General features: G+C 35.5%; 25 protein-coding genes and 1 tRNA gene. 17 read left to right on the top strand and 9 right to left on the bottom strand.

Going from position 1 to position 25591, the window contains the following annotated elements; genetic code table 11:
* Positions 1-201: 201 nt before the first annotated feature.
* The 7 genes from BUC23_RS12100 to idi all read right to left on the bottom strand — a co-directional run bounded on the left by BUC23_RS12100 (position 202) and on the right by idi (position 3879).
* Positions 202-666, bottom strand: coding sequence for a DUF5362 family protein (locus tag BUC23_RS12100; RefSeq protein ID WP_073209772.1), 465 nt, complete (start codon positions 664-666; stop codon positions 202-204).
* 137 nt (positions 667-803) lie between these two features.
* Positions 804-877, bottom strand: a tRNA-Thr gene (locus tag BUC23_RS12095).
* Between the two features lie 78 nt (positions 878-955).
* Positions 956-1222 carry a hypothetical protein gene (locus BUC23_RS12090; protein ID WP_073209770.1) on the bottom strand — a complete coding sequence of 89 codons (267 nt, stop codon included), beginning with the start codon at positions 1220-1222 and terminating at the stop codon, positions 956-958.
* 68 nt (positions 1223-1290) lie between these two features.
* Positions 1291-2253 carry a type I phosphomannose isomerase catalytic subunit gene (locus tag BUC23_RS12085; RefSeq protein ID WP_073209768.1) on the bottom strand — a complete coding sequence of 321 codons (963 nt, stop codon included), beginning with the start codon at positions 2251-2253 and terminating at the stop codon, positions 1291-1293.
* A 157-nt stretch (positions 2254-2410) separates the two neighbouring features.
* Positions 2411-2869: a peroxiredoxin gene (locus BUC23_RS12080; RefSeq protein ID WP_073209766.1), complete on the bottom strand. Its 459-nt coding sequence runs from the start codon at positions 2867-2869 to the stop codon at positions 2411-2413.
* On the bottom strand, positions 2869-3279 hold the full coding sequence (locus BUC23_RS12075; RefSeq protein ID WP_073209764.1) for a 6-pyruvoyl trahydropterin synthase family protein: 411 nt from the start codon (positions 3277-3279) through the stop codon (positions 2869-2871). Before BUC23_RS12075 ends, BUC23_RS12080 begins: the two co-directional genes overlap by 1 nt.
* A gap of 72 nt (positions 3280-3351) precedes the next feature.
* Positions 3352-3879: an isopentenyl-diphosphate Delta-isomerase gene (gene idi / locus BUC23_RS12070; protein WP_073209762.1), complete on the bottom strand. Its 528-nt coding sequence runs from the start codon at positions 3877-3879 to the stop codon at positions 3352-3354.
* 165 nt (positions 3880-4044) lie between these two features.
* On the opposite strand from idi, the gene BUC23_RS12065 reads away from it, so the two are divergent.
* From BUC23_RS12065 to BUC23_RS12015, 11 genes are all read left to right on the top strand, one after another.
* Complete coding sequence (locus tag BUC23_RS12065; RefSeq protein ID WP_073209793.1) at positions 4045-4506, top strand: GNAT family N-acetyltransferase; 462 nt, start codon at positions 4045-4047, stop codon at positions 4504-4506.
* A gap of 149 nt (positions 4507-4655) precedes the next feature.
* Entirely contained in the window at positions 4656-5216 is a 561-nt protein-coding gene (msrB, locus tag BUC23_RS12060) for a peptide-methionine (R)-S-oxide reductase MsrB (RefSeq protein WP_073209760.1), read from the top strand.
* Between the two features lie 85 nt (positions 5217-5301).
* On the top strand, positions 5302-5922 hold the full coding sequence (gene msrA, locus BUC23_RS12055; RefSeq protein ID WP_073209758.1) for a peptide-methionine (S)-S-oxide reductase MsrA: 621 nt from the start codon (positions 5302-5304) through the stop codon (positions 5920-5922).
* Positions 5923-6093: 171 nt separating this feature from the next.
* Positions 6094-7407 (top strand): amidohydrolase, encoded by a 1314-nt coding sequence (locus BUC23_RS12050; protein ID WP_073209756.1) that lies wholly within the window; start codon positions 6094-6096, stop codon positions 7405-7407.
* Between the two features lie 322 nt (positions 7408-7729).
* Complete coding sequence (locus BUC23_RS17840) at positions 7730-7819, top strand: SHOCT domain-containing protein (RefSeq protein ID WP_407918679.1); 90 nt, start codon at positions 7730-7732, stop codon at positions 7817-7819.
* Between the two features lie 91 nt (positions 7820-7910).
* The gene (locus BUC23_RS12040; RefSeq protein WP_073209755.1) at positions 7911-8696 is read left to right on the top strand and encodes a CHAD domain-containing protein; all 786 of its coding nucleotides are present in this window, start codon (positions 7911-7913) and stop codon (positions 8694-8696) included.
* A gap of 81 nt (positions 8697-8777) precedes the next feature.
* Complete coding sequence (locus BUC23_RS12035; protein ID WP_073209753.1) at positions 8778-9863, top strand: glycoside hydrolase family 130 protein; 1086 nt, start codon at positions 8778-8780, stop codon at positions 9861-9863.
* A gap of 140 nt (positions 9864-10003) precedes the next feature.
* A complete protein-coding gene (locus tag BUC23_RS12030; protein ID WP_073209751.1) occupies positions 10004-10378 on the top strand; it encodes a nuclear transport factor 2 family protein in 375 nt (124 codons plus the stop codon).
* A 337-nt stretch (positions 10379-10715) separates the two neighbouring features.
* Complete coding sequence (locus BUC23_RS12025; protein ID WP_073209749.1) at positions 10716-13205, top strand: PAS domain-containing hybrid sensor histidine kinase/response regulator; 2490 nt, start codon at positions 10716-10718, stop codon at positions 13203-13205.
* Positions 13205-14164, top strand: a complete 960-nt coding sequence (locus BUC23_RS12020) for a quinone oxidoreductase family protein (RefSeq protein ID WP_073209748.1) — start codon at positions 13205-13207, stop codon at positions 14162-14164. Before BUC23_RS12025 ends, BUC23_RS12020 begins: the two co-directional genes overlap by 1 nt.
* Positions 14165-15150: 986 nt before the next feature.
* Positions 15151-15534, top strand: coding sequence for a cupin domain-containing protein (locus tag BUC23_RS12015; protein ID WP_073209746.1), 384 nt, complete (start codon positions 15151-15153; stop codon positions 15532-15534).
* A gap of 290 nt (positions 15535-15824) precedes the next feature.
* On the opposite strand, the gene BUC23_RS12010 is transcribed toward BUC23_RS12015, so the two are convergent.
* On the bottom strand, positions 15825-17387 hold the full coding sequence (locus BUC23_RS12010) for an NAD(P)/FAD-dependent oxidoreductase (RefSeq protein WP_073209744.1): 1563 nt from the start codon (positions 17385-17387) through the stop codon (positions 15825-15827).
* A gap of 217 nt (positions 17388-17604) precedes the next feature.
* On the opposite strand from BUC23_RS12010, the gene BUC23_RS12005 reads away from it, so the two are divergent.
* Entirely contained in the window at positions 17605-17841 is a 237-nt protein-coding gene (locus BUC23_RS12005) for a hypothetical protein (RefSeq protein WP_073209743.1), read from the top strand.
* A 453-nt stretch (positions 17842-18294) separates the two neighbouring features.
* Here BUC23_RS12005 and recQ read toward each other — a convergent pair whose 3' ends face one another.
* Positions 18295-20490, bottom strand: a complete 2196-nt coding sequence (gene recQ / locus BUC23_RS12000) for a DNA helicase RecQ (protein ID WP_073209741.1) — start codon at positions 20488-20490, stop codon at positions 18295-18297.
* Positions 20491-20575: 85 nt separating this feature from the next.
* Here recQ and BUC23_RS11995 point away from each other — a divergent pair, with 85 nt between their 5' ends.
* The 5 genes from BUC23_RS11995 (at position 20576) to BUC23_RS11975 (ending at position 25319) form a co-directional block, all read left to right on the top strand.
* On the top strand, positions 20576-21541 hold the full coding sequence (locus BUC23_RS11995; RefSeq protein ID WP_073209790.1) for a KpsF/GutQ family sugar-phosphate isomerase: 966 nt from the start codon (positions 20576-20578) through the stop codon (positions 21539-21541).
* A complete protein-coding gene (tatC, locus tag BUC23_RS11990; RefSeq protein ID WP_073209739.1) occupies positions 21541-22368 on the top strand; it encodes a twin-arginine translocase subunit TatC in 828 nt (275 codons plus the stop codon). The genes BUC23_RS11995 and tatC overlap by 1 nt, the downstream gene beginning before the upstream one ends.
* Positions 22361-22714 (top strand): carboxymuconolactone decarboxylase family protein, encoded by a 354-nt coding sequence (locus BUC23_RS11985; RefSeq protein ID WP_073209737.1) that lies wholly within the window; start codon positions 22361-22363, stop codon positions 22712-22714. The genes tatC and BUC23_RS11985 overlap by 8 nt, the downstream gene beginning before the upstream one ends.
* A gap of 158 nt (positions 22715-22872) precedes the next feature.
* Positions 22873-23613 (top strand): LPS export ABC transporter ATP-binding protein, encoded by a 741-nt coding sequence (gene lptB, locus BUC23_RS11980; RefSeq protein WP_073209735.1) that lies wholly within the window; start codon positions 22873-22875, stop codon positions 23611-23613.
* 311 nt (positions 23614-23924) lie between these two features.
* Positions 23925-25319: an exopolysaccharide biosynthesis polyprenyl glycosylphosphotransferase gene (locus BUC23_RS11975; RefSeq protein ID WP_073209733.1), complete on the top strand. Its 1395-nt coding sequence runs from the start codon at positions 23925-23927 to the stop codon at positions 25317-25319.
* Positions 25320-25591 lie beyond the last annotated feature (272 nt).

Below are 25591 nucleotides of genomic sequence, written 5' to 3'. Positions count from 1 at the left end.
TTTTTCTAATACTAATTTGACGCATTCAAGCTTAAACGCATAATCATACTTGACTTTTCTTTCCATAAAAATACCCCCAAATAGTGTCTAACTTTTTGGGGGCAGTCTATATGCAAGATGGTTTTTTTAGTTTGTACAATAGAGCTCTTAAAATTTTAAATAAAATCTCACTCTATTTAGCAGTAAAGCATTCAAAGCTATCTATGCGTTATGAAACACTATCCCCCCCACTATCATCCCTACAAACATTAAAAGATAGAGAGAGAAAATAACTAATGTCATAATTCCAATGTATTTATAATGCGATTTTAGATATTGCAGAGAAGTAGTCAATGTTTCAGCATCGTTGTTTTTGATTGCCGCTTTAGCATTTGAGGCAAATTTATTTAAGTAATACACAGGAAAGAAATAAAGCAGTCCAATTAAAAAGTACACAAAAGCCATTACTATCCCAAAAGAAGACCCCATTGCTCCCATGGCAGGATTAATCTTTCCCATAGCTGAAAATAGTGTCCCGGCAAATAAAGCGGCAAAAATAATAAAACCAATTCCTAGGTAACCAAGGATTGATAAATAATAAGCCCACTTTGCTGTTTCTTTCAAAAAGTCTTTTGCAGACTCACTTAGTCTCATCTCGAAACTCTCAATAACTGAATGCTCTTCCATAATTTATTTATTTTAGTTAGAATTCAAATTTAACAAAAAAATTATTACAGCAGTGACCCAATTGTAAAAACAACATGCTTTATCAAATTCCAACAAAACAAAAAACCATCTAACAAAAGTTAGATGGTTTTATTAAGAGCCGGCGGAGGGACTCGAACCCACGACCTGCTGATTACAAATCAGCTGCTCTAGCCAACTGAGCTACGCTGGCGACTCATTACGGGTGCAAATATAAGCCTGAATTTCTATTTTCCAAAACAAATTCAAACTTTTTTTGCTTTTTTTTTGACTACAATTCGTTGATTTTAGCAATCAATTGATTAGCAGTTTGTTCCAATTCAACATTGATTTGTTTGAAGTGAGCTTTTTTATCTTCTACCTTTTTTGCGTTCACTTTTGTGATCAAAGCGTCAAAAGCAGCGATAGCTTCGTCAATTAAAGCGTTAGTTTCTGTTGTTGGTTTTCCAGTTGTAGAAATTTCGAACAAGTAAACTGCTTCAATAATATCTCCTAAAACGTAGTTGATGTCTTTTTTTAAATTTTTAACGTTTGCCATTTTTATCTTTTTTAATTTGGATTTTTAATTTGCGTCTGCAAAAGTACACATTATCTTTCTATTACCGACTATGAAATGTAAATTTCTAAAATTGAAGCTTTTCCACTGAGGACGAATGAATTCATTGTAGCAGGCAGTAAAACGGTATCTCCTTTTGCATATTGTAATTTTGAATTGTCGTACATAATTTCAAATGCCCCTTCCACACACATATAAACGGTAAAGGTTTCACCCGATTTAGAAGCACTAATTACACCATCCAAAGGAATAAAATTAGTGGTAAAATAAGGACAGTCCACTACTGTATTGGATTGGTTTGCATTTTGGGAATATTCTTTCTTGGTCTCTATCTTATTATAGTTAATCGCTTCCAAAGCTAAATCTACATGTAATTCCCTAGTTTTACCTTGAGCATCTACTCGGTCAAAATCATATAATCGGTATGTTATATCGGAGGTTTGCTGAATCTCGGCAACCACTAATCCGGCACCAATAGCGTGAACCGTTCCTGTTTCTAAAAAGAAAACATCTCCTGCATTTACTTTCACATCGTCAAGAAGAGAGAGTAGAGTTTTATTTTTAAGATTTTCTAAATATTCGGCAGGATTAGATTTCTCTTTAAAACCAACTATGATTCTCGCATCCACATCGGCTTGCATGACATACCACATTTCGGTTTTACCAAAGGAATTATGCCTCTTTCTTGCCAATTCATCGTTAGGATGAACTTGAATGGATAAATCTTCCCGAGCATCCAGGTATTTAAAGAGTAGCGGAAACTGCTTACCAAATCGAGCATGAACTTTCGTTCCCAAAATCTCGTTCGGAAAGCCATCAATCAAAGTAGTCAATGATTTTCCTTTCCATTCCCCATTAGCTACTACACTGACATCACCTTCAACTGTAGATAACTCCCAGCTTTCACCCGTTATTTTTGATGTGATTGGTTTATGAAGTACTGTTTTTATTTTTTCACCGCCCCAAATTCTTTCTTTTAGAATGGGTTCAAATTGTAAAGGATAATATTTCATGTTACTTTTTTTATGTACTGCAAATTTGCATAATCTAAACTCGTTTTTACAAATTCGTCATCCATTTACTTATTGAAAAAGACAAGCCGTTGTAAAGTGTCGACAAGTCGTAAAGTAAAATAAAAAAAGAAAATGTTTGTAATACAATTTTGTTAATCTATAATACTAATTTTTTAATGGTTTCCATTGCTTTTAACATGTGTTTTGCTGCCAATATACTATCAAAAACCATTTGAATAACTCCATTTTTATCTACCACATAAGTCACTCTTCCTGGAACTAACCCAAAGACACGAGAGGGAACACCAAAAAGCTTTTTTATTTTTTGATCACTGTCTGATAATAGAATAAAAGGCAATTTATATTGCCTCGTAAATTCCTGATGAGATGTAACACTGTCGCTACTGACACCTATTACTTCAGCACCTAAATCCTTAAAATCTTCGTATTGGTCTCTAAAACTGCAGGCTTGAGCGGTGCAGCCTGGCGTATTGTCTTTTGGATAAAAATATATAACAAACGGTTTGACACCAACAAGTATTTGACTGTCAAAATCAGTACCGTTACTGTCTTTTGCTTTAAAATTTGGAATTTTATCTCCTACTTTCAATTCCATTATTCGCCTTTATAGGTTACAAAATTTCGAGGCGTTTCATACAGAATTACTTCTAAGTCGAATTGCAACTCAATCTTTTTTCTAATTTTATTCCAAATTACCACTACAATATTTTCGGCTGTGGGATTTAAATTTTCAAATTCAGGAACGTCCAGATTGAGATTTTTATGATCAAACTGATCCTCCACTTCTTCTTTAATAATTTCGCTCAGGAATTTCACATCCATAACAAACCCCGTCTCCGTGTCAATTTCTCCCGTTACACCTACAATCAATTCGTAATTGTGTCCATGATAATTGGGATTGTTGCATTTGCCAAAAACAGCATCGTTTTGCTCGAAAGTCCAATCTTTTCTATATAATCTATGTGCCGCATTGAAATGGGCTTTTCGTGAAATGGTAACTTTCATTTTATAAAGTAGATATTAAATATTACGAATTAGATTTGCTGCAACCAGAAATCTCAGTTCTACAATCCCCTTTTAGAATTTATGGTCTTCAAGGAAATGATAAAACTCATCAAAAATTATTTTGAACCAAACCGTGTATAATTCAGGTTGGATGCCCATTTCGATTTTTACATCTTCTATTTTCATCCATTTCCAGTCTTCAACTTCTTCCCTATTTATTACTGGATCATCATTGTAATAACCAATCATAACATGATCGAGTTCATGTTCCGTCAAACCGTTGTCAAAAGGCGCTTTGTATATAAAATGAAAAAGTTCCTTGAGTTCCGTTTTAAATCCCATTTCTTCATATAGTCGTCGACTTCCAGCCTCAATATTAGTCTCTCCTTCGCGCTGATGACTGCAACAAGTATTAGTCCATAATAATGGCGAATGGTATTTTTGACTGGCTCGTTGCTGAAGCATGACTTCATTTTCACTATTTAAAATAAAAACAGAAAATGCCCGATGCAAAATGGCTTTTTCATGTGCTTCAAGCTTTGGCATCAATCCAATTTGCTCATCTTTGTCATTAACTAATATTACGTTTTCTTCTTTCATAGGAATTTTTAGCCTTACAAAAATACAAAAATATAATTATTGTAAGACGCTTTAACTTTCTCTTTCGAATTGTTGAAGCAGCATTGTTTTGGAATCTCCACTAAAAAGCAATACGATTCAATTGCCGATTCTTTTGTACTTTTGAGAACCAAGACAATTAATGCAATGCAAAAAATAATTATCCGAAAAGCACGTAGTACCGATTTAGAGAAACTCCTGTCATTTGAACAAGGAATTATTGCAGCTGAACGCCCCTTTGACCCTACTTTAAAAGAAGAAAAGATCCATTATTACGATATTGAGCAAATGATTTCAGCTCCTCATATTGAAGTATTGGTTGCCGAAATTGATTTGGAGATTGTCGGCTCCGGATACGCGCGAATAGCAGTACCAAAGCCCTATTTGAATCACGACACTTATGCCTATTTAGGATTTATGTATACCGATATGAATTACAGAGGAATAGGTGTTAATTCTAAAATCATAGAGTCGCTAAAAGAGTGGTGCCGTTCTCAAAATGTATTCGAACTTCGATTAGATGTCTACAACGATAACGCTTCGGCAATTAAAGCGTATGAAAAAGTGGGATTCAAAAAACACTTGATAAATATGCGAATCGGTTTGTAGCGAAACCTTATTATCAATTGCAAATCCAAAAGTGATTTTTTTTCGTAAATAAAAATAGTTAAAACTTACTTAAATCACTATCACTTTGTAAAGCAGATGACATATTGTAGATTAAAACCGCTTTACATTTGTAGTATAAAAACAAAATTATGAGAACAACAACCCGTTTTTTAAGTGTACTATTCTTACTCCCATTATTTATGTTTACCGCCTGTGGGCAAAATACAAACAAACAAAACAATGCTAAAAAAGCTATTAGTATGGAAACTCCCATAAAAAAAACCGGAAATCCGTATTACTCTAATACTGATACCACAAAACTCAATGTTTCGGATGCCGAATGGAAAAAGGTGCTACCCGAAGATGTTTACGAAGTAATGCGACATGCCGATACCGAAAGACCTTTTACGGGAAAATACTGGAATACCGATGAAAAGGGAACCTATTACTGTGCATCCTGCGGTAATAAACTATTTCGTTCCGGTGCCAAATTTTCAAGCAGTTGCGGTTGGCCAAGTTTTTTTGAACAAGACAATAAAAACAGCGTCGTTTACAAAACCGACAATTCCCTCGGAATGGAAAGAACGGAAGCGCTATGTGGCAGATGTGGTGGTCATTTAGGACATCTTTTCGACGATGGTCCTGCACCAACCGGAAAAAGATATTGCATGAATTCTATTGCGCTGGACTTTATACCTGATACCAAATAATATGAAATCGCCATGATTCAAAATCACAAACAATAGTCAAGAATGGCGATACCATATTCCATTAAAAAACAAATAATAGCTCCCTATGAAAAATTTATTTTTAATTTGTCTATTGACATCGATTAGTATGGTTGGACAAAACACAACAACAACTGCAAAACAATCCAAATTTGAAACTATAACCTTAGCCGGCGGTTGTTACTGGTGCGTGGAAGCCGTTTATGAAAACCTAAACGGAGTAAAATCGGCAGTATCAGGATTTGCTGGTGGTAAAAATGCAAATCCTTCCTACGAGGACGTTTCAACGGGAAGAACGGGCTATGCTGAAGTGGTACAAATTACCTATGATAAAACTACTACAAATTTAGACGAAATCTTCAAAGTTTTCTTTACTGTTCATGACCCAACGACTTTAAACCGTCAAGGTGCCGATGTGGGAACACAATATCGTTCCGCCATATTTTACAAAAACCAAGAACAGAAAATGGCTGCGCAAAAGATTATCAATGCCCTGACAAAAGCAAAAATTTATGATAGCCCTATAGTAACCACATTAGAACCACTTACTAAATTTTACAAAGCAGAAGATTACCACCAGAATTACTATGCTAACAATAAAAATCAACCGTATTGCCAAATGGTCATTCAACCGAAAATGGAAAAATTTGAAAAGCTATTTAAAGATCGATTGAAAAAGAAAAAATAATTTTTCACAACAAACCGTCTCGAAACGAAAATAGAGACGGTTTTTTTATGCGCTTTTTTTAAAGATAATTATTCAATTTACAATATACTTCAACCGTCCACTAAATTTGATATATTTGTTTGTAACGACCAAACCCATTTGCCTTTAACTAATTATTTCAATAACGTTCAAATGAAAAGAACTATACTTTCTGCAGCACTATTTTATTTTGTCTGCATAGCTTCGGCACAAAATACAACACTCAAAAACACGGTGAGTAAGAAAGCGGAATCTTTGGAGTCAAAAGTTATTGCATGGCGAAGGGACTTTCACCAAAACCCTGAATTAGGAAACAGGGAATTCAAAACAGCGGAGAAAATTGCCACACATTTGCGTTCTCTTGGAATTGAAGTACAAACCGGAGTGGCAAAAACTGGAGTTGTGGGTATTTTAAAAGGAGGAAAACCAGGTCCGGTAGTGGCGCTCCGCGCAGATATTGATGCACTGCCTATAAAAGAGCGGGTAAACATTGCTTTTGCTTCTAAAGCAGAAGGGGAATACAATGGACAAACGGTTCCTATTATGCATGCATGTGGACACGACACACATATTGCAATTTTAATGGGAACTGCCGAAATTCTAGCATCTATAAAAAATGACTTAAAAGGAACCGTTAAATTCATTTTCCAACCTGCCGAAGAAGGTCCGCCTGAAGGCGAAGAAGGAGGAGCAGAATTAATGATAAAAGAAGGCGTTCTAAATAATCCTAAAGTAGATGTTATTTTTGGATTGCACATTAATGCTCAAACAGAAGTGGGCAAAATAAAGTACCGTCCAAAAGGAACAATGGCAGCCTCAGACTGGTTTAAAATAAAAATAATGGGTAAACAAACGCATGGTGCATATCCTTGGCTGGGTGTTGACCCAATTGTTACCGCCTCTCAGATCGTAATGGGATTGCAGACAATTATTAGCCGAAATGTAAACTTAACGGAATCTCCGGTAGTTGTAAGTGTTGGACAGATAAACGCAGGGGTACGCAGCAACGTGATACCTGAGGAACTTATCATGAATGGCACAATTCGGTCATTAGATAGCAAAGTACAACAGCTGGTTCATTCCAGAGTAAAGCAAATAGCAACGGCAATAGCTGAAAGTGCCGGTGCAACTGCCGATGTGACGATTACCAACAAAACGGGCATTACCTATAACGACCCATCACTGACCGAAAAAATGCTTCCAACATTAGAAGCCGCTGCAGGTAAGGACAATGTTATATTGACTCCTGCTGTAACAGGTGCCGAAGATTTTTCATTTTATCAGGAAAAAATACCCGGTCTATATTTCTTTTTGGGAGGCGCTCCTAAAGGCAAACCAATATCAGAAACTGCTCCACATCATACTCCAGATTTTTATATTGATGAAAGCGGTTTTGTGTTAGGAATGAAAGCAATGTCAGACCTAACTATAGATTACATGGAAATGAATGCTAAAAAAAATAAGTAATTATATAAAAACTAATCCACTAACGAGGTATTGCAAATTGACAATCAATTCCACAATAGTAAAAACACAAAAAACGTCTCACTACAATGAGGCGTTTTTTTTAGCTATATACATGAAAAATCTAATGTACGAAATAGATTTACTGCGCTATAATTCCTATATTTATATTGATTTTCAATAACTTAAATACTGCGCCATGTATAACAGACATCATTTTGATGGAATGCATTTTTTCTGGTGTGTTTTTTGGATAATCATCCTCATTTGAGTATTTGCAACTCCTTATAACTTTCTTGGTCAGAGAACAAAAAAGGAAACTTCATTGGGCATTCTGAAAAAAAAATTTGCTAAAGGTGAAATTACAAAAGAAGAATTTGAAGAAAAAAAAAAGAAATTTCTGGAAGAAAATTAAAGCAAAAAAGAAACTTCTTTATGCCTTGTTAAGCGCATCTTTTGTTGCAAGTATCATTCTTTTTTTATTCAGAAATAACATTTTATAAAAGATGAAAGCACTTAAAACATATTTAGAAAAAAGAAAAAGTGCCATAAACCTTATTTTAGAAAAATCTCCAAAGTCATTTACTCCAGAAAACTTCCATGCACTTCGAGTAGAAATCAAGAGGATGAACGCTTTATTTGATTTGCTAAACTACTGTTCTAAAAAATTTAAGCGTAAAAAAAATTACACCTCTTTTAAACTTATTTTTAAACAAACCGGAAAAATAAGAGAACTTCAAATAGAAGAATCCTTGCTTGCTGAACAGCCTAATTCTCATTTGCTGCAAGCATACAGAATTCATTTAAAAAAACTCGAAACCAAAGAACTGAGACGTTTCTTCGCAATTGTGAATAAAAGCTTCCTTAAAAAATTAAAAAAAAGATATAACAAAATTATTCCTTTGGTTACTAAAGCTAGTGTAAAAAAGGTTAATCAGTATATAGATAAAAAGAGAGGAGCAATTACAAAATTAATGTGCAAAACCAAGTTTAAAAAAATGCAAATGCACAGTTTTCGCAAACGCTTAAAAACATATTTATACAACGAAAAAATCCTGATTTGTGAATCCCAAAACCAAACCTTGCAAGACAAAAACATTTTATCTGATTTGCTTGGAGAATGGCATGATTACGAAGTTGTCATCAATCATTTAAAAAAAGGCATTAAGTCCAATAAGACAAATCCAAGCGTAACGAAACAACTTCAAGTAACGAAAGCAATATTAACTTCAAAAAGAGAATTGTTATTCAACAAAATAAATGCAACTTTACCCTATCAGACTCTTTTGTAAATATTTGAGACAAATAAAAACCAAAAATTATACTAAATAACCGTAGGAATAGGGTGTTCCTTCTAAAACATTATGAACATTATGAAACAAACCATTACGCTATTAATCTTCTTAATGCTAGCGAGTTGCGGCAGTAATTCCACTTATAAATCCGAAACTAAAAGCAAAGATTGGGCGATGCTCAACTTTGTAAAAGTAGACAGTCTTAACCCGATTTTAGAACCTCAATTAAATCAGGTTTTTCAATCTCCAATAAGCAATAAACAAGTACACTGGGAAGAAAGAAATGTTCTTAATCCATCAGCGATTGTCAAAGACGGAAAAGTATATCTCATCTATAGAGCACAGGACAAAGACATGACCTCAAGATTAGGGCTGGCCATCAGCGAAGACGGACTGCACTTTAAAAAACAACCCGCACCAATATTTTATCCGGACAACGATACTATGAAACAGTACGAATGGAAAGGTGGCGTTGAAGATCCAAGAATCATAGAAAGCGAAAATGGAACGTATATCATGACTTATACTTCTTATGATGGCAAAACAGCCCGACTTTGTTTAGCCAGCTCAAAAGATTTACAAACATGGACAAAACACGGTTTAGTTTTAAAGGAAGAAAAATACAAAGATTTATGGTCAAAATCTGGAGCGATCGTTTGTAAATTAGATGGAGATAAAATCATCGCTACAAAAATAAAAGGCAAATACTGGATGTATTTTGGGGATACTGATTTGTATCTGGCAACTTCCGAAGATCTTATCCATTGGAAAGTGGCCGAAAACGAAGAAAGCAAAAAAATGATTACCGTTTTACATCCTCGAATGGGTTATTTTGATAGTCGTTTAGTTGAACCAGGTCCTTTTGCGTTACTCCAAAAAGAAGGTATTGTACTAATTTATAACGGAAGCAATGCAGCCAATTATAATGAGCCCGGTTTACCTAAATTCACGTATGCAGCAAGTCAAGCGCTATTTGATAAAGAAAAACCATATAAATTAATTGACCGAATGGAGGATCATTTCATTCACCCAGACAAGCCATATGAAAAAACAGGGGAAGTAAATGAAGTTTGTTTTGTCGAAGGATTGGTATATTTTAAAAAACAATGGTTTTTGTATTACGGAACTGCCGACTCAAAAATTGCGGTTGCCGTCAAAAAATAAAGTAAAACAAGCATTCCGCATTCAACAAAAAATACTTCAAAGTAAATTCCGATGCAACAGAACCGATTCTAAATTTATTTGTTTTTAAATGTTATTCTTGCTTCAGCTTTTTTCAATGCTGTAACTGCACAAGAAAAAAAGTGGCACCAACAACCACCGAATTATATCAGGAAATTAAACAAATGGACGAGATAATGTTCGAAGCGTTCAACAAAAAAGATTCCAAAAAATTCAAATCTTTATTTACCAAGTATTTAGAATGGTTTCAGGACAATGGCGGATTGCTTTCGTTCGACACCGTTTTTACTAATTTTTCGAATATGTTTACAAATGAAAATAAACAAACCCGAAAACTGGTCAACGGAACTCTCGAAGTTCATCCCATAAAAGACTACGGAGCAATTGAAATTGGCGTACACGAATTTCGAAATATGGAAAACGGAAAAGAAGAAATCGGAACATTTAAATTTCTAATGATTTGGAAGAAACAAGACACACAATGGAAAATAGCATAAGAACATTTACATTTAAAAGTCGACTATTATACTCCAGAATAAATGCAACTCTGTGGGCTTCTGTTTTTAAAAACACCTGAAATAACACAAGTTGCCACCCCGGATAAAACAGATGCTAATTTTAAACAGATATCATTAAATATTGATTATATTTCGTGTTTATTAGTCAAATTTTAATTAGAAACAATGCGGATTTTTTGATTTTGAATTCCTCAACTTTGCATGCTTTTTGAATCAAAGAATCCTCCAAGAAACATAATAGTTTTTTTGCGTTTTATTAAGATTTTGGTAATGATAATAACGATGTTTATAGCACAAAATAAAAAACAGACTATTTATGATTGATGATTATAAAGATTTGTTCAATCTCTCTCCAGCACTATTACTAGTTTTAGACACTAATTTTAATGTGGTTGCCGCTACTGATGCTTTCTTGAAAGTCACTATGACGGAAAGAAAAAAGATAGTAGGCTTAAATATTTTTGACGTTTTTCCCAGCAACCCTGACGACTTTAATGCCGATGGAGAAAAAAATATTCTTGCCTCTTTCAATACTGTGATTAAAAATAAAATAACCAATACTTTACCGATTCAAAAATACGATATTAAAAAACCGCAAGCCGACGGTGGTACGTTTGAAGTTAGATATTGGAAAGTAAGCCACTCTCCCATATTAGATGCTGCCGGTAACGTGAAATATATCATTCAGAATGGGGAAGATATTACAAAAAACCAATTACTTATTTCTAATAATGAGAAATTAAAAAAGAACAATCAACTCCTTAAGGAAACCTATAAATATTCTGAATCGATTATTAATAGTATACAAGAATCCATAATCATACTCAATAAAGACTTCTATGTAAAGTCAGCTAATAATTCCTTTTACAAAAAACACCAGCTTTCTAAAGAAGAAATCGAAGGAAAGCATTTGTTTGAATTGCAAGATGGTCAATGGGACATTCCAGAACTACGTGAATTATTAATTGCTACGTTTTCTGACAATATCCTTATTCAGGATTTAGAAGTAAAACGCACATTTCCTCGTATTGGTGAAAAAATAATGGTATTGAATGCAAATCGGGTTATAAAAAAGAAACGCGATAAAGAACTAATTCTCCTCACTATTAAAGATATTACAGAGGTCAGAAGATTAGCATTTGAGCTTCAGTCAAAAGAAGAAAAAGCATTATCAGAACAGCGCAAAGCAGAAAAAGAAGCACTGAAGCAGATTGAAGACAGTGAAAAACGCTATAACATGATGCTAATGAAATCTCCTTTCGCCATAGCAATATTGAAAGGCAAAGACATGGTGATCTCACTTGCAAATGACAGTATTAAAGAAATATGGGGAAAAGGGAATGATATTGAAGGAAAAAAATTTCTGGAGATATTACCGGAACTCCGGGAATTGCAATACCCTGCATTACTAAAGGAAGTATTCACTACTGGAATACCCTTCTATGGTTATGAATTTTTAGCGCCACTTTTCCGTAATGGTATATTGATGAATGAATATTTCAACTTTGTGTATCAACCGTATCACGAAGCTGATGAAACTATTTCGGGTGTTACGATAATAGCATATGAAGTAACCACACATGTAATAGCAAAGAATGAATTGATTGAAGCCAAAATAAAGGCAGACCAAAAAACACTGATTGCGGAAGAAGCTGTAAAATCAAAACAACAATTTTTATCCAACATGAGTCATGAAATAAGGACTCCAATGAACGCAATTATTGGATTTACTAATGTAGTTTTAAAAACCAACTTAGACAACTCACAAAAAGAATACATTAATGCCATTAAAGAATCAGGAGATGCTTTGATTGTGCTAATAAATGATATTCTGGACATTGCCAAAGTAGATGCAGGAAAGATGACTTTTGAGAAAACAGCATTTAATTTGTCTGATTCTATTGCTACAATGCTTCATTTGTTTGAACCAAAAATGAAGGAAAAAAATTTAGAATTACAAAATGACTATGATACTGCAATTCCTTTTAACTTAATAGGTGATCCCATGCGATTACGTCAGATCATACTAAATCTGATGAGTAATGCAGTAAAATTTACTTCGAAAGGAAAAATAACGATCCGTATAAAACTTTTGGAAGAAGATTCTAAAAAAGCAACGGTTGAATTCCTGATTACCGATACTGGTATAGGAATTCCTAAAAATAGATTAACTGATATTTTCAATAATTTCGAGCAGGCTGCAATAGGCACTAGCAGCTCATATGGTGGAACGGGTCTTGGACTTGCCATTGTCAAACAGCTGGTAGAACTTCAAGGAGGAAAAATAACTGTAAATAGCGAAGAGGGTAAAGGATCTTCATTTGGTTTTATTTTGACTTTCGATCAAATAAATGCAGCTCCGGAAATCACAGCTGAAGATACATCAGAACTTATTCAACTGGTTCCACTCGAAAAAAACAGTTCAGAAACCAGAAAAGTATTAGTGGTCGAAGACATTGCGCTAAACCAACTTTTGATAAAAATAATACTATTGGACTTTGGTTATGATGTGACAATTGCCAGTAATGGCAAAATTGCCATTGAGAATCTTCAGGAAAACAAGTATGACCTCATCCTGATGGATTTGCAAATGCCAGAAATGAATGGTTTTGAAGCTACAAAACACATTCGTAAGGTAATGAACTCTAACATTCCCATTATTGCCCTCACAGCGGATGTAACCTCTGTGGATGTCGAAAAATGCATAGCAGCGGGAATGAATGATTATGTATCTAAACCCATCGATGAGAAAATACTATACACTAAAATAATTAGCTGTTTAAAAGAATCAAATACAATTAAATAATGAAAGCATTAACTTTTTCAACCTTTGGGAGTTCAGCTGTTCTGGAATATATAGAGATACCAAATCCAATACTGAAAAGCGATGAAATTCTGGTCGAAATGCGGGCAATTGGTTTAAACTTTGCAGACGTATACCGCCGAAAAGGCAATTACCACCTAAAAGGAAATCCTCCTTTTATAGCCGGATATGAAGGAGCTGGAGTGGTAGTAAATGCGAATAACCAACCTGGTTTCAAGATTGGAGACCGCATTGCGTTTGCAGATGTTCCTTTTTCGAATGCAGAACTGGTAGCTGTTACTATTGCCAATGCTATTCCATTGCCGGATTCAATTCCTTTTGAAACTGCGGCAACAATTCTACTACAGGGATTAACCGCCCATTATTTAGCCACCGACAGTCACAAAACCAAAAAAGGAGAAACCGTATTGATTCACGCTTCGGCCGGTGGTGTGGGGCAATTTCTCACCCAAATAAGTAAATTACTCGGAGCAACAGTTATAGGATTAACTTCCTCTGCTGAAAAAGCCGAGATTTCGTTAAAAAACGGAGCTGACCAAGTTTATCTATATTCTAATGATTGGAAAACACAGGTTTTATCCTTTCGTCCAAACGGAGTTGATGCAGTCTATGACAGTATTGGCAGCACTTTAAACGATAGTTTCGAAGTAACCAAAATGTGCGGAAAAGTCATTTTCTTTGGGATGGCAGGCGGTGATCCGGATTTTGTAAATCCAAGAATGCTGATGGACACTTCAAAAACGTTAACAGGCGGTGACTTGTGGAGCTATCTGATTTCAAAAGAGGAACGGATCAAAAGAGCCTACCAATTATTTGATTGGATTAATAACAGAGACATTACTATCGCTCCGCCAACCATTTTTAAACTTTCAGAAGGCAAAAAAGCGCATGACTTTCTGGAAAGCAGAAAAAGCACAGGAAAGATTATTTTGATTCCTTAATAAGTGAAGTTCGATTCTTATAAAGGATGACGTAAACACTCTCGTCTATTTTTTACAAACGGACGAGAGTCAATTTACACTACAATTAAAATTCAATGAACTCTATTAAACTAAACCACTATGGACTTGAACCCCATAGATTTGGTTTCGTATTCTTAAAGTCTGCAAGTTTAAGCTTTTTACAGATTACAAAAATTCACACCCATTAATCTTTGATAATCCATTTAATCTGTGGCCAAACATTTTTTATAAGCTAAAGCGAATTTTTGGGACCAATAAAAACACTGTAAAGTAACCCTCACTCATATCCTGCTGTAAATTATACTTTAGACTTTAGCAATGCGTAGGAAGGGTGTTGATAGGCACTAAATCTTCGTAAAAAACAGGAATTGAAACAAATTTAACGTGCCCTAGATACACAGCATTTATCGTTTTGTAACACACTTACGACACGCTAACGAATTTTTAAAGATTTCCACAGATTAGAGAACAATGAATTAGATTTATTAAGGAAATCCGTGAAAATCTTTTAAATCTGTGGCCAAAAAAAAAGTAGTCCGTAAAATAGACAGTAATTTAATTTTAAATTTATTTCTAAAATTTATATTTTTGAAAAACATAAGTTATTATCATAAAACTATGAAATTCAGTGTTTTAAAAAATAATACAATTGACAAACATATTAATTTCATTATTTTTTTTGTAAATTAGTAGTCCCAAAAAACGCTGCTTTTTTAGTGTAAAAACTGCAGCTTACAAAATGAAACGAAGGTCTTGCGAGTACCTAAAAAAGGCGAAACCCCAAAAGCCACAATTCAAACCTACTCTTTAAGACAATACCTAATTGTTTCTTTTAATTAAAAAACAAAGGGTTTGAATGGCAATAAAACGGTATTTGCATCATGAAAATGAATACAAAATATACTTAAAAAAATGGACAGTAGAAAGTTGTCCATACTATGTTTAATCAATAAAAATCGCCAATAATGAAAACAATTAAAATGATTTCTATGACACTGCTTATTGGATTATTCCTGATAATGAGCACCGGTATTTATGCACAAGATCCTATGAAAGCGGGTCCGAAAGTGTATAAAAAAGTCCTTCTTAACAATGATAAAGTAAGAGTAATGTCAGTTGAATTTGCTCCAGGCCAAGTTATGCCGTGGCACAGTCATCCTCATCACACTATCTACGCTTTAACGGATGGAACTTTAGAAATTACTGATAAAGGTAAACCCGCATCAATAGCTAAATTTAAAGCGGGAGATGTTTTATATATCACTCCCGTTACCCATATGGGAAAAAACGTTGGGAAAAATACCATAAAACTGGTCGTGACAGAAATAAAACCTCCCATGAAAAAATAAAAGCTTATTCTTACTAAAATAATAATTGATAGTAATAATAATAGATCACAACGAATACCGTTCCTCATTCATTTGACCACCTTCCACAAATACCGAATATGGACTGAAAATAACTCGTAGAGGTTAAATATCGGTAGCAAATGCAATTAATTTTAGTAAAAATATCCCGTAGGGATTATATGTTTTTTGGCAGACAACAAAATAAATAATAATAATAATAATTGCTAAATAATAAAGCAGCCTATATTGGGCTGCTTTATTATTGTTAATATAGCGTATCTATAAAAAAATTATTTCCCAATACTCTCTTTTATCATCAAAGCACATTTCTCGCCATCTATTGCTGCCGAAATAATTCCTCCGGCATAACCTGCCCCTTCCCCACAAGGATACAAGCCTTTTATTTGAACGTGTTCATAGGTTAATGGATCTCTGGGAATCCGCACTGGCGAAGATGTTCGGCTTTCTGGTGCATGAAGGATAGCTTCATTAGTCAAATAACCCCGCATAGATTTTCCAAATTCGGTAAACCCTTCTCGTAAAATCTGCGTTAAAAATCCTGGGAAAACTTGCCCCATTTCTACAGAAGTAGTTCCGGGAACATAGGACGTTTTCGGAATATCCGATGAAACTTTATTTTGGGTAAAATCGATCATCCGTTGTGCAGGAACTTTTTGACTTTCGCCAGCCAAATGCCACGCTTTTTGCTCAATACTTTTTTGGAATTCCATTCCGGCTAGTGCGCCAAATTTGGCAAATGGTTCAAAATCCTCCAGTTTTAATTCGATTACAATGCCGGAATTTGCCGTGGCCTGATCTCTTTTTGATGGAGACCAACCGTTTGTCACCACTTCACCCGGACTCGTGGCACAAGGCGCAATTACGCCACCGGGACACATACAAAACGAATACATTCCGCGACCATTTACCTGCTTCACAATAGAATAAGGTGCTGGCGGCAAATGTTCACCACGGTAATCACAACTGTATTGAATACTGTCAATTAATGATTGTGGATGCTCGGCTCTCACGCCCAAGGCAAAAGGTTTGGCTTCGATAAAAATTTGCTTTTTATCCAATAATTCAAATATATCACGGGCAGAATGTCCCGTGGCCAGTATTATTTTATTGGCAAGAATCGTATCTCCTTTTTGAGTGATGATGCCTTGCACCTCATTATTTTTTAATAAAATATCGATAAGGCGGGTTTCAAACAAAACTTGCCCGCCGCATTCGATGATTTTCTCCCGAATATCCTGAATGATTTGCGGCAATTTGTTGGTCCCGATATGCGGATGTGCTTCAATTAAAATATCATCTGAAGCTCCAAAAGCCACTAATAATTCCAAAATCCGAGTCACATCGCCACGTTTTTTAGAACGGGTGTATAATTTTCCGTCGGAATACGTACCCGCACCACCTTCACCAAAACAATAATTAGAATCTTCGTTTACCAGATGATCTACATTAATAGCTTTCAAATCACGACGACGGCCGCGTACATCTTTCCCGCGCTCAATCACTATTGGCTTCAAACCCAACTCTATCAATTGCAAAGCAGCAAAAAGTCCTGCAGGCCCCGCACCAACAACGATTACTTCTTGAGCATTAGTAACACTTGGATACTCTGGAAGTTGAATTTTATGCTCCTGAAAAGGCTCTCCGTTCAGATAGATTACCACTTTCAAATTTATCTTTATGGCCTTTTGACGTGCATCAATGGAACGTTTCAAAATAGAAACATGTTGAATTTCTTTGGCAGCGACCTTAATTTGTTTAGCCAAATAATCCTTTAGCAACAATTCGTTTGTAGCTATTTCGGGCGATACTTGTAATAGAAGTTCTTGAGGCATTTTTTAGATTGTTCGATTTCTAGATTATTTGTTGTTTTGAAACACTCAAAAAATAATCACGTACAAAAGTAGTATTTTGAAGTGAATTCTAAAGGCGGAATAGAAAATGCCTTATCAAAATTTCAAATTAGCTAATTTTCAAATTAGACTTTGTAACTTTGGCACTTTGAATCTATGAATACTGATCACTGATCACTGAACACTGAACACTAAACAAATGTCTAGAAATATAAAATTAATATGGGATTTCCGTGGACCCGTTGCTGCAAAAACTGCCGAGCATCATGAAATCCATTTGAAAGAATACATCGCTATCGAAAAACTTGACGTAAATATCACGGGTTTTGAAATTCAAGGCGAAATGCAAGCCATCGCTTTTATGGTAGTGACTGACGAGAATATGATTCAGGTTCGCGATGCTTTGAAACCGCACCGCGGAGAATTGTTTGAGTAGTTCACAGTGTGCAGTCTCAGTTTACAGTATGAAGCATGAAAACTGCGACTGAAAACTGAAAACTTAATTTGATTAATGAAAACGATCATTCAACACAACAAACTGATCACTGATCACTAAAATCTGATCCCTGACCACTAAATACTAATCACTCAACGCTACAAACTGACCACTGATCACTGATCACTAAAATCTGATTACTCAACGCTACAAACTGATCACTGAATACTGATCACTGATCACTAAAATCTGATCACTCAATACTAAATTTGACCACTGAACACGATCATTCAACACAACAAACTGACCACTGACCACTGATCACTGATCACTAAAATCTGATCACTCAACACTAAATTTGACCACTGAGCTCGATCATTCAACAGTAAATTTGACCACTGAACACAATCAACCAACACAACAAACTGACCACTGAACACTGCAAACTGACCACTAGTTTGCAACTTCACTGATAAACTTTATCCGCATCAAGCGCAATTCATCAAGATCATAGTCGCCTTCAAATTCTTTAAGTGCTTCTTCTATATTATCGGACAGAGATTCCATAAAATAGTCATGAATTTCTTCCTGTTGATCATCGTCCAACATATCGTCGATCCAATATTTTATATTCAACTTGGTTCCCGAATAGACAATTTGTTCCATTTCTTTAATCAAATCGTCCATCTTCAGCCCTTTTGCGGAAGCGATATCATCAAGTGATAATTTTCGGTCTATATTTTGAATGATATAAAGTTTATTGACAGAATTGACTCCGGTAGATTTAACTACCAAATCATCCGGTCTGATAATCTCATTATCTTCTACGTAACGGCTTATTAATTCTAGAAATTCCTTACCATATTTCTTGGCTTTCCCTTCTCCAACTCCATGGATATTAATCAATTCATCCAGAGAAATTGGATATTTCAATGCCATATCCTCAAGTGAAGGATCTTGAAAAACGACAAAAGGCGGAACACTAAGTTTCTTAGCTACTTTTTTACGTAAGTCCCGCAACATACCCATCAGAGCTTCGTCAGCTACGCCCGTAGATTTCGCTGCAGTTACAATAGCTTCGTCTTCGATTTCATTGTATTCATGATCTTCAGACATCATGAAGGATTCGCGATTTTTAATAAAATTCAATCCCTTATCGGTGATTTTTACAATTCCGTACGTTTCAATATCTTTAGATAAATAGCCTGCCACAAGAACTTGTCTCAGCAAGGCCATCCAATATTTCTCGTCATGGTCTGAACCGCATCCAAAAAAAGATTGCGTATCGGTTCGATGTGCTTTTATAACGGCATTAACACGACCAATCAGCGTAAACACCACTTCTTTCGATTTATACAAGTGTTTTGTATCCCTCACCACTTCTAATAGTTTCACCACTTCATCAATGGCTTCCACTTTGGTTTTCGGGTTTCTGACATTGTCATCCATATCAGCTCCTTCTCCATTTACATCGTCAAATTCTTCTCCGAAATAATGAAGTAGAAATCTTCTTCTGGACATAGAAGTTTCGGCATAAGCCACCACTTCCTGCAATAAAGCAAATCCAATTTCCTGCTCAGCAACGGGTTTCCCCGACATGAATTTTTCTAATTTCTCTACGTCTTTATAGGAATAATAGGCCAGACAATGTCCCTCGCCCCCATCACGACCGGCGCGACCGGTTTCCTGATAATAACTTTCTAATGATTTAGGAATATCATGATGAATAACAAAACGAACATCCGGTTTGTCAATTCCCATTCCAAAAGCGATGGTGGCCACCACCACATCAACATCTTCCATAAGAAACATGTCTTGGTGTCTGGCACGGGTTTTCGCATCTAATCCGGCATGGTAAGGAACCGCACTTATGCCGTTTACCTGCAAAACTTCGGCAATAGCCTCCACTTTTTTACGGCTCAAACAGTAAATAATTCCTGATTTGCCTTTATGTTGTTTTATAAAGCGAATAATATCCGATTCAATATTTTTCGTTTTAGTACGTACTTCGTAATATAAATTGGGTCTGTTGAATGATGCTTTAAAAGTAGTTGCATCAGTCATATCTAAATTTTTCAGGATGTCTTCCTGCACTTTTGGGGTAGCTGTAGCAGTCAGTCCAATAATTGGCACATCACCTAATTGCTTAATAATGCTTTTCAGGTTCCGGTACTCTGGTCTGAAATCGTGCCCCCACTCCGAGATACAATGCGCTTCATCAATTGCCACAAAGGAAATAGTGACGGTTTGCAGAAAAGCGACATACTCTTCCTTCGTTAAGGATTCTGGTGCAACATATAACAATTTTGTCAACCCGGAAGTAATATCTTTCTTAACCTGAGCAATCTCGGTTTTAGTAAGGGAAGAGTTTAAAACGTGGGCAACACCATTTTCAGAAGATAAACTTCGAATGGCATCCACTTGATTTTTCATCAAAGCAATTAAAGGGGAAACCACAATAGCAGTCCCTTCTTGAATTAAAGCGGGTAATTGGTAACAAAGTGATTTTCCTCCTCCAGTCGGCATAATCACAAAGGTGTTCTGCTTATTAAGAAGACTATTTATAACTTGTTCTTGCAGTCCTTTAAATTGGCTAAAGCCAAAATATTTTTTTAATTCTTTGTGTATGTCAATTTCGTTTGAATTCATTCTTGATTATGTGGTATTTTGTATAAATTTGCATCACATAAAGATACAAATTTCTTTTAAACCTACAAATTTTAAACATTCTGTTTTGATAACTAAAGAAAATATCTTGGCAAGTGCCAAAAAAACCATTATATCTGAAAGTGAATCGATTGCGAAACTCACTGATTATCTTGATGAAAACTTCAGTAATGCCACACAAAGCATCTATAATTCCAAAGGAAGATTAGTGGTTACCGGAATAGGAAAAAGTGCCATTATTGCGCAAAAAATGGTCGCTACATTCAATTCTACAGGCACACCATCACTATTTCTTCATGCCTCTGAAGCCATTCACGGAGATTTAGGCATGGTGCAAAACGAAGATATCATTATCTGTATTTCAAAAAGCGGCAACAGTCCGGAGATAAAAGTGCTGGTACCACTTTTGAAGCGTTTTGGAAATACCTTAATTGCAATCACGGGCAATATGACTTCATTTCTGGCTAAAGGATCAGACTTCGTTTTAAATACCACAGTGGATGCGGAAGCGTGTCCGAACAACTTGGCGCCAACAAATAGCACCACCGCACAATTAGTGATGGGTGATGCCTTGGCGGTTTGCCTGATGGAAATGCGCGATTTCAAACCTGAAGATTTTGCGATATACCATCCGGGAGGTGCTTTAGGTAAAAAATTATTACTGCGTGTCAAAGACATGTTGGAACATACTTTGAAACCAATGGTCAGTCCGGAGGCACTCATCAAAAAAGTAATTTTCGAAATTTCAGAAAAACGTCTTGGTGTAACCGCTGTTGTCGAGGATAACAAAGTAATAGGAATTATCACCGATGGAGACATCCGAAGAATGCTGAATGACAGAGATTCTTTTGCCGATTTGACCGCCAAAGACATTATGACCAAAAACCCAAAATTGATCTCCTCAACTGCTATGGTCGTTGATGCCTTGAATATCCTGGAAGATTTTTCCATAACGCAATTGGTTGTTGTGGACAATGATGAGTACAAAGGAGTATTACACTTACATGACATTTTAAAAGAAGGAATAGTATAATGGCAAAAAATAAAGAGAAAAAAAACTTAAACGAAATGTCCTTTTTAGACCATCTGGAAGAATTAAGATGGTTACTGGTTCGAAGTACTATTGCAATATTAATTTTGGCAACGATTACTTTTTTTGTCAGCGATTATATTTTTGACGTTATCATTTTTGGACCTACGCACCCGGAATTCATCACCTATCGCTTTTTCTGTGATCTATCACACGCTTTGGGTTTTGCAGATAGCATCTGTGTTACCGAAATGCCTTTTATCATCCAGAATACGGATATGGAAGGGCAGGTAAATGTATTGGTTTGGACCTGTATATTAGCGGGTTTTATCTTAGGCTTCCCGTATATACTTTTTGAATTATGGAAATTCATCAGTCCTGCTTTATATGAAAAAGAACGAAAACATGCGAAACTTTTTATTTTTGTTTCCTCCTTGCTTTTTTTCCTGGGAGTCCTATTCGGCTATTTTGTGGTAGTCCCAATGTCGGTCAACTTTTTCGCCACTTTCAAAGTAAGTGATGTCGTAAAAAACCAGTTCAGTATCGATTCTTATATCGGTATGGTTAAAACAAGTGTTGTTGCCAGCGGTTTGTTTTTCGAATTACCAATAATTATCTATTTTCTGACAAAATTAGGTTTAGTTACCCCCGAATTTTTAAGAAAATACTGGAAATATGCCGTAATAATAATACTTATTGTTGCCGCAATCGTTACGCCGCCCGATGTGGTTAGCCAAACAATTGTTGCCATTCCTATGTTATTAATATATGAAGTAAGCATCTTAATTTCAAAACTTGTAGTACGTAATCAAAAAAAAGTAAATGGCTGATATTATAGAAGAATTCAATGAGTACCGTTCAAAAATGAACGAAAAATTATTGGCAGACAATAATAAAATTGTAAAACGCATTTTCAATCTGGATACCAATGCCTACGCAGCTGGTGCATTGGACGTAAAAACTAAAGAACTGCTTGGATTAGTGGCTTCGGCAGTTTTGCGTTGTGACGATTGTGTCAAATACCATTTGGAAACCAGCCATAAAGAAGGCGTAACCAAAGAAGAAATGATGGAAGCTATGGGAATCGCTACGCTTGTAGGAGGAACTATTGTAGTACCTCACTTGCGCAGAGCCTATGAATTCTGGGAAGCACTGGAAGAAACGGCAACAAAATAGTATTTTGCCTAAAATAAAAAGCGGTTCCTGACTACCTGGCAAATAACTGCATTGAGGAAGAAACTGTTGTGAAATAATTGTTAAATGGAACTTTGGTTAGACGTTTATTCGTTTATTTGTCTAAAAATCTAACCATCTAAAAATCGAAGAATCTGACGATGAAATTAAGAGCCGAAAATCTTGTAAAAACCTATAAAGGACGCAGTGTTGTAAAAGGCATTTCGGTGGAAGTGAACCAAGGAGAAATCGTGGGTCTTTTAGGACCTAACGGAGCCGGAAAAACAACTTCGTTCTATATGATTGTTGGATTGGTAAAACCAAATTCAGGCAACATATTCCTGGACGACCTGAACATCACTGATTATCCAATGTACAAGAGAGCCCAACAGGGAATTGGCTATCTGGCGCAGGAAGCATCTGTTTTTAGGAAACTAAGTATCGAAGATAATATTTTGAGCGTTTTACAATTGACCAAACTTTCAAAAGAAGAACAGGTTGCCAAAATGGAAAGCTTAATCGAAGAGTTTAGTTTAGAGCACATCCGAACCAACAGAGGTGATCTACTTTCGGGTGGAGAGCGTCGTCGTACTGAAATTGCCCGTTGTCTAGCCACCGACCCAAAATTCATCTTACTCGATGAACCTTTTGCAGGTGTCGACCCGGTCGCTGTAGAGGATATTCAACGGATTGTAGCGCAACTAAAAAATAAAAATATCGGTATCCTTATAACCGATCACAACGTACAGGAAACATTAGCGATTACAGATAAAACCTATTTGATGTTTGAAGGCGGAATCCTAAAAGCCGGTATCCCGGAAGAATTGGTAGAAGACGAAATGGTACGTCGTGTTTATCTTGGACAAAATTTCGAATTAAGAAAGAAGAAGTTAGAGTTTTAAAAAGTGATCAGTTTAAAAAAAGTGGTCAGTATTCAGTAATCAGTTTCTGAAAGAGTTTTCAGTGATCACTGATCAGTTGTTTTAGTTTGAATAAAAACGATGCTCGATATTCGATACTTGCTCTTCAATCGACCAAAAACGATGGACGAAAAACGATGTTAGTGCTCAAATGAGGATTTTGGGCATTACTAATTCTCCACCATCAAATAAATTACTTCGTTAAAAAAAGAATTTTGTTAAAAAATTTAACATTTCTTAGAATGATATGAGCTCAAAATGGCTAAATTGCACCTCTAATCAGAAACAGAAACATGTTAGCAGTAGGCAAAATGCACTTTGAAATATCAGAAAGGAAGATGATTCTTCGCCTGTTTGATATTTTATTTATTTTGATGGCTTTGTTTCTCGTAGGGCACTTTTTTGATTTTGATTATTTTACGATCATAATGGCTAATTTTTACTGGACTGTAGTATTGGTGCTTTATCTCAGCCTTTTCGGTACAATATTCGAAATGTATAATCTGCAAGTGGCCAGCAATCATTTTCAAGTGTCAAGAAGTGCTATACTCACAGCCACTACTACGGTTTCCATTTATTTATTGACTCCATTTTTCTCTCCTGAATTACCCTCCAAAAGAATACAGATCTTGCTGCTGTATCTGGTTGTCTTTATGTCTTTGTTTTTGTGGCGTATGTTTTATGTGAAGTTTTTAGCATCCAACCGCTTTCTTCAAAATGCTTTATTAATATGTGATCAGGAGCAGGTAGAAGAGTTAATTTTAGGGTTGGAGAACATAGATCCGCATTATAAAATCGTTGCTTTCGTTAGCGCCGATACTGTCGAGGAGGATACAACTGCCTATCACTATGTACAACAAATAAAAAGAGAGGCTTTATTTCCCTTTGTAAAAGAAAATTCCATTTCTGAAATTGTGATTGCCTCCCAAAAAACGGAAGGAATAACTCCTGAATTGTACCAACAATTACTTCGCTTATTAGAGTCGGGCAGCATAATCAGAGAGTATACCCAGGTGTATGAAAGTAAAACACAGCGCATTCCGGTACATTATATGTCCAAAGATTTTTACCGCTATTTCCCTTTCAGCAGAAGCAATCACAATAAGCTGTATTTGTTATTAATTCGGTTTTTTGAAATCGGTGTTTCCGTTGTTGGATTGTCTCTTGGTCTGCTATTTTTTCCAATAATAGTAGTAGGTAATGCCATAGGGAACAGAGGGAAGTTATTTTATACCCAAGAACGGGTGGGTAAAGATGGAGTGGTATTTGAAATTTATAAATTTCGGACTATGATTTGTAATGCCGAAACTAATGGTGCCGTTTTTACCACAGTAAATGATTCCAGAATAACTCTTTTTGGAAAATTTTTAAGAAAATCCAGAATCGATGAATTTCCCCAATTTATCAATATTCTTAAAGGCGATATGGCCGTTATAGGTCCTCGTCCCGAGCGTCCCTTCTTTGTAAAGGAAATAGCTGAAGTAATGCCTTTTTATGAAACCAGACATATCATAAAACCAGGTTTAACGGGTTGGGCTCAGGTCAATTATTCTTATGGCGATACGATTGAGGACAGTTTAATAAAGCTGCAATACGATCTCTATTATATCAAGCACAGGAGTGTTTTCCTTGACTTGAGTATTGCGTTTAAGACGATTACTACCGTGTTGTTTTATAGGGGTCAGTAGTTATTCCATTCTTTATTTTCTATTCTTATTTGTTCGATATTCTCTATTATTATTATTATTAGTTGTTCTCTGCTTAAGGGGCAATTGACAGTGGAATTTTAGATATAAATAACCTTTATATTTTTATACTGATAATGATTTGTACTCATATAACTTAAAAATATCTGTATCGCAAAGTATAACTACGTTATAAGAAATGATGCGTTCTTTGCGTCCTAAAAACAGCATAAATTACGCGATCACATTCCCCTCTTCAGAGGGGTTAGGGGTGT

The organism is Flavobacterium xinjiangense, assembly GCF_900142885.1.
Classification (GTDB): domain Bacteria; phylum Bacteroidota; class Bacteroidia; order Flavobacteriales; family Flavobacteriaceae; genus Flavobacterium; species Flavobacterium xinjiangense.
The sequence above is the reverse complement of the archived record's forward strand: the minus strand, read 5'-3'. Positions and strand labels throughout refer to the sequence as shown.